We start from the raw sequence: 15,058 nt of genomic DNA, 5'->3' as shown, positions 1-15,058 counted from the left end.
GGAGCTAAAAATATGAAATCTGTGAATCACTTAGTGTTAACGCCGGGCAGCTTGAGCCTAGCGCAATTGCGCGAAATCAGCCGTCATAAGTTGACACTGGAACTCGCACCAGAGGCGATTACTGATATCAACACCAGTGCGCAAATCGTGCAGAAAGTGTTGGATGAAGGCCGCACCGTTTATGGCATCAACACGGGCTTTGGCTTGTTGGCCAATACCAAGATAGCGCCCGAAGATCTGCAATTGCTGCAACGCTCAATCGTGTTGTCACATGCCGCAGGTACAGGTCAATACATGCAAGATGCCACAGTGCGTTTGATGATGGTTTTAAAAATCAACTCATTAAGCCGCGGCTTCTCGGGCATTCGTTTAGAAGTGATTAACTTCTTAATCAGTTTAGTAAACGCCGAAGTTTATCCCTGCGTGCCAGAAAAAGGTTCAGTCGGCGCCTCGGGTGACTTAGCGCCACTGGCGCACATGTGTTTGCCTATGCTGGGTGAAGGCGAAATGAGCTATCGAGGCGAGTTAATTTCTGCCGCCGAAGGTTTAGAAATCGCTGGTCTCAAGCCAATCGATTTAGCGGCCAAAGAAGGGCTGGCCCTGTTGAACGGCACTCAAGCGTCGACTGCGCTGGCGCTGGAAGGGTTGTTCCACGCCGAAGACTTGTTCGCAGCAAGTTCAGTGATCGGTGCCATGAGCGTCGAAGCCGCTATGGGCAGCCGTAGCCCGTTTGATCCTCGCATCCATGCGGCGCGTGGTCAGAAAGGTCAAATCGATTCGGCCATGGTCTTCCGTCATCTACTGGGTGAAGAGTCTGAGATAAGCTTAAGTCATGCTAACTGTGAAAAGGTGCAAGATCCTTACTCACTGCGCTGTCAGCCACAGGTGCTGGGTGCTTGCTTGACCCAAATTCGTCACGCGGCCGATGTGTTAGGCACAGAGGCCAATGGCGTAACCGATAACCCACTGGTGTTCCAAGATACAGGCGATATCATTTCTGGCGGTAACTTCCACGCCGAACCCGTGGCTATGGCGGCGGATAATCTGGCGATTGCGATTGCTGAACTGGGCTCCATTGCCGAGCGTCGTATTGCGTTATTGATCGATTCTAGCCTATCTAAACTGCCGCCATTTTTGGTAAAAAACGGCGGGGTGAACTCAGGCTTTATGATCGCCCAAGTGACGGCGGCGGCATTGGCGTCTGAGAACAAAACCTACGCTCATCCGGCATCAGTTGACAGTTTGCCAACATCGGCTAACCAAGAAGACCATGTTTCTATGGCGACCTTTGCGGCCCGCCGCTTGCGCGATATGAGCGAAAATACCCGTGGTGTACTGGCAATTGAATTGTTAGCAGCGGCTCAGGGTTTAGATTTTCGCGCGCCTTTAGCCCCAAGTGCTGCAGTGGCTAAGGCTAAAGCCGAATTGCGTGAAGTCGTCGCTTATTACGATAAAGACAGATACTTCGCGCCAGATATCGAAGCAGCGACAGATTTGTTGTATACAGCGAGCTTTAACACTTATCTGCCTGCAGGAACGCTAGCCAGCTTTTAGGCGTTTGTTTTAGTTTAATGGCTGAACAGGTGTTTACTCCGCGGGAATAGGCTGCACTGAGGTGCTTTTGTTATCGCGCCCAGATTTTGCGCCTCAATGTGCTAAAAATAAGCGTTAAAAGGCAAAATTTAAGGTGCAGGCAGATTGCTTGTGCCTTTTTCTTTGGTTTTTATCTGCTTTTCCTCGATCTTTGTCTTTGCCATTTTGGTGTGTTTAACACCGCAGACTCTGCACTTTTTACCCTAATCTTTACATTGTCAGTTTTTGTGGCTATCTATCCCTCTAGAAACCGTTACCTTTGTGTTTTTATCCGCCATCATTATGCATATTTGAATGCATATAATCATTTTTAATAACCACAACCCTATGATGTGGGACAATATGGGGTTGCCATGTTGGACAAAATGTCTTTTGTGGTTTATTGGTTTTTAATTCCTTAAATTGTGCTTTTATTATCATTCATTGGTCTTTGGTGCTTTATTTGAAATGTTTTTTGGAGTTAAGTTCTGTGGTTGTTTATTTGGGATCTTGATCTCATGTCATTATTTGTTATCTATTTCTTCTTTGGGGATAATCTTAAATTAAGTGTGGTCTTTAGTAGGACTCACTCAATCGGTTGCCATTTTTACCACAGCAACCACTAGACTCATAACGACAAGAGTGTGAGAGGACGCAATGAACAGACGCCAGTTTTTTAGACTGTGTGCTGCCGGAGCTGCCACCTCAGCAATTTCAGCGTTGGGATTGATGTCCGAAAAGGCCTATGCGGCCGTTCGAGAATTCAAACTCATTAGCGCGAAAGAAACCCGCAATAACTGCTGCTATTGCTCAGTGGGTTGCGGATTGCTGATGTACAGCAAAGGAAGTAACGGCAAAAACGCCGAACAAAGTATTTTCCATATCGAAGGGGATGCAGACCATCCAGTCAACCGCGGGGCCTTGTGTCCTAAGGGTGCTGGTCTAGTGGATTATGTGAACAGCCCTAATCGTCTTAAGTATCCTGAGTACCGTGCGCCAGGCAGTAATGAATGGACTCGTATCAGCTGGACTGAAGCTTACCAACGCATCGCCCGTCTGATGAAGAATGACCGTGATGCTAACTTGATTGAAAAGAATTCTGCTGGGATGACGGTTAACCGTTGGCTTAGCACTGGGATGATGACCTCGTCGGCGATGCCGAATGAAGGCGGCTATATCACCCAGAAATTTGCACGGGCACTGGGCCTAGTTGCAATCGATACTATTGCGCGTAACTGACACTCTCCAACGGTAGCAAGTCTTGCTCCGACATTTGGACGTGGTGCCATGACCAACCACTGGATCGATATTAAAAACTCTAATTTGATCATTATTATGGGCGGTAATGCAGCAGAGGCTCACCCTGTCGGATTCGGCTGGGTTACAGAAGCTATGCAACATAACAACGCTAAACTTTTGGTGGTCGATCCTCGCTTCACCCGTAGCGCCGCTGTGGCCGATTACTATGCGCCGATCCGCTCGGGCACAGATATCGCCTTCCTGCTCGGGGTGATCCGCTATCTTATTGAAACTAAACAAGTGAACTACGACTATGTGAAGGCTTATACCAATGCCAGTTACATAGTGCGCGAAGACTTCTCTTTTAGTGAAGGTCTGTTCAGCGGTTTCGATGAAGAAACAGATAGCTACAATAAAGAGTCTTGGTACTACGAGTTAGACGAACAGGGTTACGCGAAAATCGATCCTAGCTTCGAACATCCACGCTGTGTGTGGAACTTAATGAAGCAACATGTAGAACGCTATGACTTTGAAACAGTAAGCAATATTACCGGTACGCCGATTGCGGACTATGAGATCGTTTGCCAACAAATTGGTAGCACTCATACCCACGATAGAGCCGCGACCTTTATGTATGCCTTAGGTTGGACTCACCACAGTAAAGGGGCGCAGAACATTCGCTCTATGGCCATGGTGCAGTTGCTGCTGGGTAACATTGGGGTGTTGGGCGGTGGTGTTAACGCTCTGCGCGGACACTCGAACGTGCAAGGCGCGACCGATATGGGTTTATTGTGTCAAAGCTTGCCCGGTTACCTCAAGTTACCGAACGAAAAAGACATTAATCTTAAAACCTATCTCCACAACTATACCCCTGTCGCTCTGCGTCCGGGTCAAACCAACTATTGGCAAAATTACCCTAAATTCTTTGTTTCGCAAATGAAGAGCTTTTGGGGCGATAACGCCACGGTTGAAAATGACTTTGGTTATGACTGGTTGCCGAAATGGGACAAGCAGTACGACTTTACTAAACACTTAGATATGGCTTTCCACGGCGAAGTGAATGGCTACATTATCCAAGGTGTTAACGCCATTAACTCTATGCCAAACCGTAATAAGGTACTCAAAGCCTTGAGTAATCTTAAGTACATGGTGGTGTTGGATGCCTTGGCAACGGAAACCGCAACCTTCTGGCAAAATGCCGATGGCTTCAATGAAGTCAATCCCGCTGAAATCATGACTGAAGTGTTCCGCTTACCGACGACGTGTTTTGCCGAGGAAGAAGGTTCCATCGTCAACTCTGGCCGTTGGATACAGTGGCATTGGAAGGGGGCTAACCCGCCGGGTGAAGCTAAGCCAGATGCTGAGATTCTCTCTGGCGTCTTAATGGCAATGCGTGAACTGTACAAACAAGAGGGCGGTAAGTTGCCTGAGCCTGTACATGCGATGAGCTGGAATTACCACAATCCTCACTCACCGCACGCTGAAGAAATCGCTCGCGAGCTTAACGGTAAGGATCTCGTGACTCAACGTCAGCTCAGTAGTTTTGCTGAACTGAAAGCCGATGGTAGTACCGCCAGTGCCTGTTGGATTTATGCGGGTTCTTGGACCGAAGAAGGCAACTTGATGGCTCGCCGTGACAACCATGATCCTTCGGGTAAAGGTATTACTCCGGGTTGGGCATTTGCTTGGCCAGCAAACCGTCGTGTGCTGTATAACCGCGCTTCTTGCGATATCAACGGCAAACCTTGGGATCCAAAACGCACTATCGTCGAGTGGGTTGACGGTAAGTGGCACGGTATCGATGTGGGCGACTTCAATATGAAGTTAACACCACAGGAATCCGCTGGCCCCTTCATCATGCAACCCGAAGGTGTGGGTCGTTTCTTCGCCCTTAAATTATTGGCCGAAGGTCCGTTCCCTGAGCACTACGAGCCGATGGAGTCGCCTATTGGGTTGAACCCGTTACACAAGGTCACCAGTAACCCTGCGGTACGTATGTTACCGGGTGTGAAGGAAACCTTAGGTTCCCATAAGGACTTCCCTTATGTGGCAACTACTTACTGTGTAACTGAACACTTTAACTTCTGGTCTACGCATGCTCGTTTAGCTGCGATTTCTATGCCTGAAACCTTCGTCGAAATCGATGAAATGTTAGCGGCAGAAAAAGGTATCGCCAATGGGGATTGGGTCACTGTCAGCTCTAAACGCGGCAGCATTGAAACCAAAGCCTTAGTGACTAAACGGCTACAGCCGTTAAAGGTAAATGGTCAGTTAGTCCATACCGTCGGGTTACCCCGTCACGGCAGCCATAATGCACTCACTCGTAAGAGTTACTCCTGTAACGTACTCACCACGGAAGTGGGGGATGCAAATACACAGGTGCCTGAGTTCAAAGCATTTTTGGTTAACATCACTAAAGCGGAGGGGATCTGATTATGGCATCACAAGACATTATCCGCCGCTCCGGTACTTCAGCGGTGACGCCTGCAGCAAAGGGGCGTAATTCGTCAGAAAAGGTCGCCAAGCTGTTCGACGCCACTAAGTGTAATGGCTGTAAAGCCTGCCAAGTGGCGTGTTCTGAGTGGAATGATTTACGGGAAGAGGTAGGTACTTTCCAAGGTAGCTACCAAAACCCTATGTCGCTATCGGGCCAATGTTGGACCCTGATGGAGTTCCATGAGGTGATGGAAAGCAACAAGCTGCGTTGGCAATTTACCCACTCGGCCTGTATGCACTGTGCCGACCCTGCCTGCTTAACGGCCTGTTCGACCTCGGGCGCGATTATCCAGCACGCCAATGGTGTGGTGGACTTCGATTCGGACAAGTGCATCGGCTGCGGTTATTGCGCCAGTGCTTGTCCCTTTGATGTGCCCAAAATCGATCCTAAGGATAACAAGGCCTACAAGTGCACTATGTGCTCTGACCGTTTGGCTGTGGGATTGGAACCTTCCTGCGTTAAGTCCTGTACCACAGGGGCGCTGCGTTTTGGCACCCGTGAGGACATGTTGTTCTACTCGCAAAAACGGGTCGAAGAACTGAAGGAAAAGGGCTTTGCTAAGGCAGGACTTTATAACCCTGAGGGTGTAGGTGGCACGGGTATGATGATGATATTGCACGATATCGATCAGCCCGAAAGCTACAACATGCCTGATAACCCGCAGATCCCACTGTCACTTACTCTGTGGCAGGACTGGGTCAAACCTTTAGGCACTATGGGCATTCTTGCCACTGCCGCCGTCGCTTGTCTGCATAAGATCACCGTCGGTCGCAACATAGTCGAAGAAGACCAACCGGGTTATCAACCGCCAGAGGAAGAGGCTAAGCAGGAAGAGGGGGCCGACAAATGAGCAAGCATGATAAGCAAGAAATGATAGTGCGTCACAAGCTGTTCGATCGCATCTGTCATTGGTTCATTGTGGCGGTTGGCCTAGTGACATTTCTCACTGGCTTTTCCTTCTTCTATCCGTCGTTTCAATGGCTTGGGGCGATAGCGGGCACACCGCAATTGGCGAAGTTTATTCATCCCATTGCGGGCTTGATGATGTGCTTACCTCTGATGTTGATGTTGGTGCGTTACTACAAACACAACAAATGGGAAAAGCACGACCTCGCTTGGATGCTCGCCATTAAGGATGTGATGTTCGAGAACGAGGAGAAAATCCCGCCTATCGGCCATTACAACCCTGGGCAAAAGGTATTGTTTCGCGCCTTCGTGCTGACATCTATCACTTTAACGGTGACGGGAATCATCATGTGGCAGCCTTACTTTGCGCCCTATTTTTCAGCCACTGTGGTGGGTTGGGCCATTCTGTTGCACGCCATTTGTGCGCTCATCATGTTGATTTTTGTGATGGTACATTTTTGGATGGCGACATGGGTGGAAGGGTCGGTTAAGGGCATGCTTTACGGCAAAGTCTCTAAGGCTTGGTGCCGCAAACATCACCCTGTGATGTTGGATGAACATTCGGACGTGGAGAAACATTAATGAGTCATACAGCCGAGATACCTCTGGCCCAAGGCAGCGAATCGCCGCTGGAACTTAAACCGTTAAAAGCGGCAGATCCCCAAGCTGTGTATCACAGAAGGGCGCAGCGTTTGCTGTCATTGGCCAAGGACTCGCCGCTGGCTGATTACTTTGAGCTATGTCGCCGTTTGGTCTCTATACAGGCCAGGTTAGCGCAGGAGGCTGACTTCGGTAAGCTTCTCGCTTGGGGGAAAGATGAGGCGACTCCGCTTTCCCTGTTGGGCTCAGAGGCAGATAGCTATTGGCAAGGACTGCTACAGCAACTGTTAAGTGATTTGTTGCCGCAGGTGGATGAATCCATAGCTCGGGTAGTGCGTTTGCTGATGCAGCAATCGCCCGAGCAACTGAGTTCTTGGGGGCGTTCACTACGCCAAGGGCATGTCAGTGAAGTGCCTGCCCGTTTTAGCTTATTCATCTGGGCGGCGATGGGCGTTTATTGGTCGCATTGGGCACCTATGGTCATCAAGCGGATGGATCCGTGCAAGGTGGCGCAGCAGAGTATGTGTCCCGTGTGTGGATGCCATCCAGTGGCGAGTGTGATTGTCGATCAGCCCCGAGCTGGTTTGCGCTACTTGCATTGCAGTCTGTGCGAGAGCGAATGGCATTACATTCGCGCCCATTGCACCAGTTGCGGTCAGGACAAAGAGATGACGATTTGGTCACTAGATGATGCCAAGGCTCAAGTGCGGATCGAAAGCTGCGATGAATGTCATGGCTATACCAAGATGATGTTCGTCGAAAACTCGCCGTCTATGGATGTGGCGGCAGACGATCTCGCAACCTTGATGTTAGACAGTGAGCTAAATGCTAAGGGCTTTGGTGCAACAACACTGAACCCACTGCTACTGGCCCACGAAACCACGTAAGCCACATAGCTTAAACAAATGCGGGAGGGAGTCGGGTTGCTGATCCCTTCCTGCTTTTTATAAACCAATGGCAATAATATAAACAAAATGACACAGATGATGACCCAAGCACCTGAAACACTACAAGTTCTGTACCGAGCTTTGCCTTCAATGGATAGCCTACTTGCAGAGCCTAGTTTTGTGGTATTGCAGCAGTCCTACGGCAAAGCGGCGGTAAAGGCCGCACTGGATACCCAGTTAAAGGCGGCGCGCAGCTTAATCGGCCGCGAGCACCGTTTGCCGACATGGTGTGGTGAGCTTGCGCAATTGCACAGATGTTTGGTTGATCAACTGTCTAACGATTACAGCCACAGCTTAAAACCCGTGTGGAATCTCACTGGCACCATATTGCATACCAACCTTGGCCGAGCGCAACAGTCAGAAGCGGCAATTCGAGCCGTGACTTCTGTTATGCGCTACCCCACACCGCTGGAGTTTGAGCTTGCGGCAGGTGAACGTGGTCACAGGGATAATGCAATCAGTGCTTTAATCCAGCGCTTAACAGATGCCGAGGCTTGTTGTGTCGTGAATAACAATGCCGCAGCTGTGTTGTTGATGCTGTCAGCGGTGGCTGCGGGGAAAGAAGTCATAGTCTCCCGTGGTGAGTTGGTGGAAATTGGCGGCGCGTTTCGTATCCCTGACATTATGCGCCAAGCGGGCTGCACCTTAGTCGAGGTCGGCAGCACCAATCGGACTCACCTTAAGGATTATGAGCAGGCCATTACTGAAAATACCGCTGCGATAATGAAGGTCCACACCAGTAATTATCATATTAGTGGTTTTACTGCCGCAGTGGAGGAGGCAAGGCTGGGTCAGTTATGCCGTGAGCGTGGCATATCACTCATTTCAGATCTTGGCAGCGGTTCACTGACTGATCTGCGCCGCTTTGGTCTAAAGCAAGAACCTACGCCCCAAGCCATGCTAGCCGATGGTGTCGATTTAGTCAGTTTTTCCGGCGATAAACTATTGGGTGGCCCTCAGTCTGGTTTGATCGTTGGCAAACAGTCGCTGATTAAGCAGTTACAGAGTCATCCACTAAAGCGCGCACTGCGTTGCGATAAGCTGATCTTGGCGGCGTTAGAAGCGACATTGATCCACTATCTTAACCCTGAAACCTTAGACATTGAGCTGCCTATTATGGCGAAATTTGCCCGTAGCCAAGAGGTGTTATGGCAGATTGGTCGTCGCTTACAGCAAGCTTTGGTTCCACATTTTGAACCTTGTTATCGCATTGAGTTAGTCGAGTGCCAAACACAGGTCGGCAGTGGCTCGCAGCCCGATACTTTTTTACCTTCAGTGGCGTTGTGTTTTACCGCACTCAATGGCGGTAGTTTAAGTTTGTTAGAACAACAATTTAAGCAGGCGGCACGGCCTATCATAGGTCGCATGAGTCAGGACCAACTCAGGTTAGATCTGCGCGGTCTTGATAGTGAAGCCGAACTCCTCGCCGAGTTGAGCACTTTAGGTGTGCAGTTGTGATCATTGTGACTGCGGGTCATGTCGATCATGGCAAGAGTACGCTTATTCGCGCTTTGACTGGGATGAATACCGATCGTCTGCCGGAGGAAAAACGCCGCGGTATGACGATCGATCTTGGCTATGCGTTTATGCCACTTCGAGATGGTTCGCGCCTTGCTTTTATTGATGTGCCCGGCCACGAAAAATTTATCAACAACATGCTGGTGGGCGTGAGTCATGCTCGACACGCCCTGTTAGTGATGGCCTGTGACGATGGCGTAATGCCACAAACCCGTGAGCATCTGCAAATTCTCGCGCTCTTACCTTTGCACAGTTTGACCTTAGTGCTAACTAAGCGGGATTTAGTTGATAGTGGCACGGCGGCACAGCTTGTCGCCGATGGACTCACTTTGCTCGCCGAGTATGGCATTGAGGCCAGTGGTGTTTTTGAAGTGTCGGCGAATGGCACCGCCGACTTAGCATCTCATGGCGTGGCGGCGCTGAAGGCGCATATTCTTGATTTAGGTGAGCAAGAGTCAAAGCGGGCGGAGGATGCCAGCAGCTTTAGGATGACGCTCGATCGCGCCTTTAGTGTTAAAGGTGCGGGTTGTGTCGTGACGGGCACAGTGATCAGCGGCAGCGTATGTGTGGGGGATAGTCTTTTTAGCTCAGGGCAAAAGGCCAAACTCAGAGTGCGAGGCATACATTGTCAGGGAAAAGAAGCCCAAAGGGCTGTCACGGGTACACGCGTAGCACTCAATTTAACGGGTGTCGATAACCATAGGGAGCCAGAGCGTGGCGATTGGCTGAGCAGTTTGCCTCAAGCAGAGCTCTGTAGTCGCCCTGTAGTGCACATTCGAGCCTTCGATTTTTTAGGCAGTGAGTCATTGATGCATTGGCAAAATGTCCACTGTCATCATGGTGCTGATCATACTTTAGGTCGAGTTTCCCTGTTAAATGAAGCTGATGAAGAAGGCTTCTGTCTGGCGGAGTTGGTACTCGAAAAGCCGCTACTCCTATGTCAGAACGATCGAATTGTCCTGCGACACATTGGGGGTAAACAGACTTTAGGTGCTGGGCGAGTGTTGGCGCTGAAAGTCCCTAATCGTAAGAAGCGCACGCCTGAACGAGTCGCGAGATTACTGCAATTAGCACGCTTGGATAATCCTGCCCATGTGGTGGCTTTACTCGGCCAAACTCAGGCGCTAGAGCTTGATGAAATCGCGTGGCGTTGGCAATTAACCGACGAAGGGCTTGCAATGCTGTTAGCCCAAGCGGGTTTAGTCCGTTTTGGGGCATTTGCTATAGCGACAAGTTTGCTTGAGCAAGAAAAACAACAGTTTATTACTTTACTTAGCGAGTTCCATCAACAGCAGCCCGACCAACTTGGGCTTGGGCGTAATCGCCTGCAGCGCATGAGCCATAGCGCTTTGCCGCCCGAATTAGCCAATAAAGTGCTCGACACGCTTTGCCAAGAAGGTCGCATGGTGCTGCGTGGTGCCTTGTTGCAGCTCGCTGAACACAAAATAGTACTAGACGCTGAGGCTCAGCATTGTTGGCAGGCGCTTGCGCCTTGGCTTGCCGAGCAAACCGCCCCCGTATGGGTCACCGAAATGGGCGAATACCTTGCGCTAGAACCTGCCAAATTAAGGTTGTTGTGTTTCCAGCTGGTGCAGCAGGGGTTTATTACTGCTGTGGTGAAGGACAGATATTTGCTCAGCGAGCAAATCTGTTACTACGCCAGCTTAGTGCGTACTCATATTGCAGAACACGGCAAGCTCGAAACGGCAGAATTTAAAGACATGGTTGGGCTTGGGCGTAAGGTGAGTATTCAACTGCTTGAGTTCTTTGACAGAAGTGGTTTTACCCGTAGGAAGTATCGAAGTAATAGCCGAGAAGTTCGGGATGCGGAGTTGTTTTTTTCCCATGAGAATTGGCGGAAGAACATAGGAGTCGAACCTACCCAGGACTGCTGGCAGCCCTACCCGGATTTGAAATCCGGACGCCTCACCGGAGACGACGTTCTTCCAATAGAAGACTTAGGGATAGTAGAAAATGCGTAAGGATGATTCAAGGCGATTCTTATTTAGTTTATGGGTTTGTGATACAAGTCTTAAATTGTCATCAAACTAATTGTTTTTATTTGGTTTTATAGTTTTAAAGGGGCGCTATGGAATATCATTCACATGAAGTGGTGACAGAAAGAAACGTAGTCTTGTTAGAACATGGGCACGCATCTGAGCTGACTGACTACTTAGCTAATGAAGTGCGAGTCGCACTGGTCTATAACGGCATAGCGCATACCGTGATGTTGGCGAGCCCTCAAGATTTAGAAGCCTTCGCTATTGGTTTTACGTTATCTGAACGTATCGTTTCCCATATCAATGATATCAAAGGGGTGGAGCTCGAGTTCACCAGTGAAGGCGTGTTGATCCAAGTGGAAATCAACCAACGATGCTTTATGGAACTCAAGCAACAAAGGCGCAATATGGCGGGGCGCACAGGTTGTGGATTGTGCGGCGTCGCCCAGCTCGAAGAGGCCGTCAAGCCTGTGATGCGGGTGGACTCAGATGCCAGATTCGATATCGAACACTTACAGGTCGCACTTGGGCAAATTCAAGATAATCAACAACATTTTAAGCTGACGGGCGCCACTCATGCGGCCATGGGGCTTAACCATCAAGGACAGATCATCGCCGCCTATGAGGATATAGGCAGGCATATCGCACTAGACAAGCTAATTGGCGCCTTTTCCGCTCACAATGTGGAACGTCCAGTGGCCGTATTGCTCACCAGTCGCGCGAGTTTTGAGATGGTGCAAAAGGCCGCTAGTGCCAATATCCAAATTCTGTTTGCTATGTCCGCCGTGACTTCACTGGCGTTGGAATTAGCAGAGAAAAGCAATATCACGCTTATCGGTTTTTGCCGTAATGGCAGGGCAACGCTTTACACCCACGGTTATCGCCTGTTGGGGCAGCAGTGTGTCAGCTTAGCTAAAGCCATTTAAGCGTGAGGCCACTTGTGATTGAAGTTGTCGAACGACTTAAATCACTCTGGCACACAGGTTATAAGCGCATTGCGCTTATTTTTTATAGTCTCGTTCATTAGGGTAATGACATGACATGGCAACAATTTAAACAAGAATATTTAGTCCGTTTTTGGGCGCCTATGCCAGCGGTTATCGCTGCAGGTATCCTTTCTACTTACTATTTTGGTTTGACCGGAACCTTCTGGGCCGTTACTGGGGAATTCACTCGTTGGGGTGGTCATTTACTGCAGTTTTTAGGTGCAGAACCAGAAACTTGGGGTTATTTCAAAGTGATAGGTCTGCAGGGCTCTCCTCTAGATCGTATCGACGGCATGATGATTATCGGTATGTTTGGCGGTTGTATTGCTGCTGCGCTTTGGGCCAATAACGTCAAACTGCGTATGCCACAGAGCCGTATCCGTATTGCTCAGGCACTGATCGGCGGCATTATTGCTGGCTTTGGTGCCCGTTTAGCTATGGGTTGTAACCTTGCCGCCTTCTTCACGGGTATTCCGCAGTTCTCTTTACATGCTTGGTTCTTTGCTTTGGCGACCGCAGCAGGCTCTTACTTTGGTGCAAGATTTACCTTACTGCCGATGTTCCGTATTCCGGTAAAACTGAAAAAAGTCGATAAAGCGACTTCAATCAAGCAGGACGAAAACCAAGCTAGACGTCGTTTCCGTATCGGTATGTTGGTGTTTGTAGGCATCGTCGGTTGGGGGTTATTGACTATGTTCAATGCGCCAAAACTCGGCATTGCTATGCTCTGTGGTGTTGGTTTTGGTTTATTAATCGAACGGGCCCAAATCTGCTTTACCTCAGCGTTCCGCGATATGTGGATCACTGGTCGTACTCACATGGCGAAGGCGATTATCTTAGGCATGGCGGTCAGTGCGATAGGCATTTACAGCTATGTGCAACTGGGTGTGCCACCTAAGATCATGTGGGCTGGCCCTAATGCGGTGATCGGCGGCTTATTGTTTGGTTTTGGTATTGTACTGGCTGGTGGTTGTGAAACGGGTTGGATGTATCGTGCAGTCGAAGGCCAAGTACATTTCTGGTGGGTGGGCTTAGGTAACGTGTTGGGTTCAACCTTACTGGCGTATTACTGGGATGATATCGCTCAGCCATTAGCAACGAACTGGGACAAAGTTAATTTACTGACCAGCTTTGGCGATAAAGGCGGATTATTGCTGACCTATGTGCTGCTGGGGCTCTCCTTTGGCGCTATGTTGCTGTGGGAAAAACGTTTCTTTGCCCGTAAGGCGAAGCGTGATGAACAATTGCTAGCGGAGGCGGCGTAATGGCTCAATATATTCCTGATTATCAACTCGATATGGTGGGTGAACCTTGCCCTTATCCCGCAGTGGCTACCCTTGAGGCTATGCCAAAGTTAAAGCCCGGTGAAATTCTCGAGGTGATTAGTGACTGCCCGCAGTCTATTAACAACATTCCCCTCGACGCTAAAAATCATGGTTATAAAGTGCTGGAAATTGAGCAGAATGGTCCGACTATTCGTTATCTGATCCAGCGTTGAGGATAGGACTATGTTGAATATTCTCAGTGGCTTAGGTATTGGCTTAGCCATGGGATTTGTGATGCAAAGGGGTAGATTTTGTATGGCGGGCGGGCTTCGCGATACCTATCTGCAACGGGACTTTACCATGGTGATCGCTATTTTGATTGCCATCAGCATCCAAAGTCTAGGGCTGTTCCTGTTTTACGAATGGGGTTGGGTTAAATTGCCAGAAGGGCATTTCCCTTGGTTGGCAACCTTAGTCGGTGGTGTATTGTTTGGTGTGGGTATGGCAGCAGCGGGAAGCTGCTCCACTGGCGCCTATTACCGCGCTGCCGAAGGGTTGGCTGCCAGTGTGATGGCCGTTCTCGGTTTTATTGCTGCCAGTAAATTAGTGCGTCTCGATGAGGTGAAAGGTCTACTTAAACCTTTTAAACAGCATCAACTTGAGGACCAAACGCTCTATCAAACTTTGGGCGTTTCCCCTTGGGTGATCTTGCTTGTCCTCGTATTACTCACATTGTGGTTGGCATTGGGTTATCTCAAACGCCGCAAACGTCCGGTTGCACTGATGGCACCCCGTAAAACGGGTTTAGCTCATTGGTTGTTTGAAGCGCGCTGGCATCCCTTTGTAAGTGCTTTGCTGATTGGTTTACTGGCGCTACTTGCATGGCCTGCAAGTCTTGAAAGTGGTCGTGTAGGCAGTGTTGGGATCAGTGGCCCGAGTGCGCAGTTATGGGATCTTGTCACCACAGGTAACACTAAGTTCTTTAGTTGGCCTGGATATTTTCTCTTGGGATTATTTGTAGGCGCCTTTATCGCTGCTCGGGGCAGTGCTGAGCAGCGCTGGCGCTACCCAGGTCATAAAGTGGTGTTATTTGGGTTTATTGGTGGCCTGTTGATGGGTGTGGGGAGCGGGCTTGCCGGAGGTTGCATGCTTGGTAATGCGCTCGTTGGCACGGCTTATTTGTCGTGGCAAGGCTGGCTATTTATCCCTGCTATTTTATTTGGCAGTTGGTGCTTTAACTATTTTGCGCTACTGAGGCCAATGCGTCTTGCGCAGATTTAACGTTTATAAAGGAGCTGTATATGGAACAGTATCTCGACACAACGGGTAAGCTATGCCCTTTTCCTTTAATTGAGTTACAACGCTTAATTGCGAGTCTTGAGACTGGCGATAAAGTGGTACTGGATTACGATTGTGGCCAAGCAACTGAGAATATTCCCCGCTGGGCGGCTGAAGCTGGGCATGAGGTGACCCACTTTGCCCAGAAGGGCGATGCTGCTTGGACTATGACGATTCAAAAAGGCTAACT

At 49.5% G+C, this 15,058-nt stretch carries 11 protein-coding genes and 1 tRNA gene; 11 read left to right on the top strand and 1 reads right to left on the bottom strand.

All coding sequences use genetic code 11. The features are described from left to right. Positions 1-12 precede the first annotated feature (12 nt). From hutH to selA, 6 genes are all read left to right on the top strand, one after another. Positions 13-1,554, top strand: coding sequence for a histidine ammonia-lyase (gene hutH, locus KO533_RS13760; protein WP_173242519.1), 1,542 nt, complete (start codon positions 13-15; stop codon positions 1,552-1,554). A gap of 675 nt (positions 1,555-2,229) precedes the next feature. Next, positions 2,230-5,244 (top strand): formate dehydrogenase-N subunit alpha, encoded by a 3,015-nt coding sequence (gene fdnG, locus KO533_RS13755; protein ID WP_158683032.1) that lies wholly within the window; start codon positions 2,230-2,232, stop codon positions 5,242-5,244. Between the two features lie 2 nt (positions 5,245-5,246). After that, positions 5,247-6,158 (top strand): formate dehydrogenase subunit beta, encoded by a 912-nt coding sequence (fdxH, locus tag KO533_RS13750; RefSeq protein WP_275956790.1) that lies wholly within the window; start codon positions 5,247-5,249, stop codon positions 6,156-6,158. After that, the gene (locus tag KO533_RS13745) at positions 6,155-6,796 is read left to right on the top strand and encodes a formate dehydrogenase subunit gamma (protein WP_105250947.1); all 642 of its coding nucleotides are present in this window, start codon (positions 6,155-6,157) and stop codon (positions 6,794-6,796) included. The genes fdxH and KO533_RS13745 overlap by 4 nt, the downstream gene beginning before the upstream one ends. Next, positions 6,796-7,701 carry a formate dehydrogenase accessory protein FdhE gene (fdhE, locus tag KO533_RS13740; RefSeq protein WP_219254664.1) on the top strand — a complete coding sequence of 302 codons (906 nt, stop codon included), beginning with the start codon at positions 6,796-6,798 and terminating at the stop codon, positions 7,699-7,701. The genes KO533_RS13745 and fdhE overlap by 1 nt, the downstream gene beginning before the upstream one ends. 96 nt (positions 7,702-7,797) lie before the next feature. After that, entirely contained in the window at positions 7,798-9,219 is a 1,422-nt protein-coding gene (gene selA / locus KO533_RS13735) for an L-seryl-tRNA(Sec) selenium transferase (RefSeq protein WP_219254711.1), read from the top strand. A 1,913-nt stretch (positions 9,220-11,132) separates the two neighbouring features. On the opposite strand, the gene KO533_RS13725 is transcribed toward selA, so the two are convergent. Next, a tRNA-Sec gene (locus KO533_RS13725) sits at positions 11,133-11,227 on the bottom strand. Positions 11,228-11,368: 141 nt separating this feature from the next. Between KO533_RS13725 and fdhD the strand changes: the two genes are divergently transcribed. The 5 genes from fdhD to KO533_RS13700 all read left to right on the top strand — a co-directional run bounded on the left by fdhD (position 11,369) and on the right by KO533_RS13700 (position 15,056). After that, positions 11,369-12,205, top strand: coding sequence for a formate dehydrogenase accessory sulfurtransferase FdhD (fdhD, locus tag KO533_RS13720; protein WP_219254663.1), 837 nt, complete (start codon positions 11,369-11,371; stop codon positions 12,203-12,205). A 110-nt stretch (positions 12,206-12,315) separates the two neighbouring features. Continuing rightward, the gene (yedE, locus tag KO533_RS13715) at positions 12,316-13,530 is read left to right on the top strand and encodes a selenium metabolism membrane protein YedE/FdhT (RefSeq protein WP_168826891.1); all 1,215 of its coding nucleotides are present in this window, start codon (positions 12,316-12,318) and stop codon (positions 13,528-13,530) included. Continuing rightward, positions 13,530-13,763, top strand: coding sequence for a sulfurtransferase-like selenium metabolism protein YedF (yedF, locus tag KO533_RS13710; RefSeq protein WP_107946196.1), 234 nt, complete (start codon positions 13,530-13,532; stop codon positions 13,761-13,763). The genes yedE and yedF overlap by 1 nt, the downstream gene beginning before the upstream one ends. 10 nt (positions 13,764-13,773) lie before the next feature. Then, positions 13,774-14,811: a YeeE/YedE family protein gene (locus KO533_RS13705; protein WP_219254661.1), complete on the top strand. Its 1,038-nt coding sequence runs from the start codon at positions 13,774-13,776 to the stop codon at positions 14,809-14,811. 20 nt (positions 14,812-14,831) lie between these two features. Further along, positions 14,832-15,056 carry a sulfurtransferase TusA family protein gene (locus tag KO533_RS13700; protein ID WP_107946198.1) on the top strand — a complete coding sequence of 75 codons (225 nt, stop codon included), beginning with the start codon at positions 14,832-14,834 and terminating at the stop codon, positions 15,054-15,056. Positions 15,057-15,058 lie beyond the last annotated feature (2 nt).

This window comes from Shewanella sp. NKUCC05_KAH, assembly GCF_019345585.1.
Taxonomy (GTDB): Bacteria; Pseudomonadota; Gammaproteobacteria; order Enterobacterales; family Shewanellaceae; genus Shewanella; species Shewanella oncorhynchi.
Note: the sequence above shows the minus strand (reverse complement) of the source record. Positions and strands in the feature narration are given on the sequence as shown.

Bases quoted from the DNA above. Each gene is read 5' to 3' on its own strand.
- selA (WP_219254711.1), top strand. From the start codon at position 7,798: ATGATGACCCAAGCACCTGAAACACTACAAGTTCTGTACCGAGCTTTG.
- yedE (WP_168826891.1), top strand. From the start codon at position 12,316: ATGACATGGCAACAATTTAAACAAGAATATTTAGTCCGTTTTTGGGCG.
- hutH (WP_173242519.1), top strand. From the start codon at position 13: ATGAAATCTGTGAATCACTTAGTGTTAACGCCGGGCAGCTTGAGCCTA.
- KO533_RS13745 (WP_105250947.1), top strand. From the start codon at position 6,155: ATGAGCAAGCATGATAAGCAAGAAATGATAGTGCGTCACAAGCTGTTC.
- yedF (WP_107946196.1), top strand. From the start codon at position 13,530: ATGGCTCAATATATTCCTGATTATCAACTCGATATGGTGGGTGAACCT.
- fdhE (WP_219254664.1), top strand. From the start codon at position 6,796: ATGAGTCATACAGCCGAGATACCTCTGGCCCAAGGCAGCGAATCGCCG.
- KO533_RS13700 (WP_107946198.1), top strand. From the start codon at position 14,832: ATGGAACAGTATCTCGACACAACGGGTAAGCTATGCCCTTTTCCTTTA.
- KO533_RS13705 (WP_219254661.1), top strand. From the start codon at position 13,774: ATGTTGAATATTCTCAGTGGCTTAGGTATTGGCTTAGCCATGGGATTT.
- fdxH (WP_275956790.1), top strand. From the start codon at position 5,247: ATGGCATCACAAGACATTATCCGCCGCTCCGGTACTTCAGCGGTGACG.
- fdhD (WP_219254663.1), top strand. From the start codon at position 11,369: ATGGAATATCATTCACATGAAGTGGTGACAGAAAGAAACGTAGTCTTG.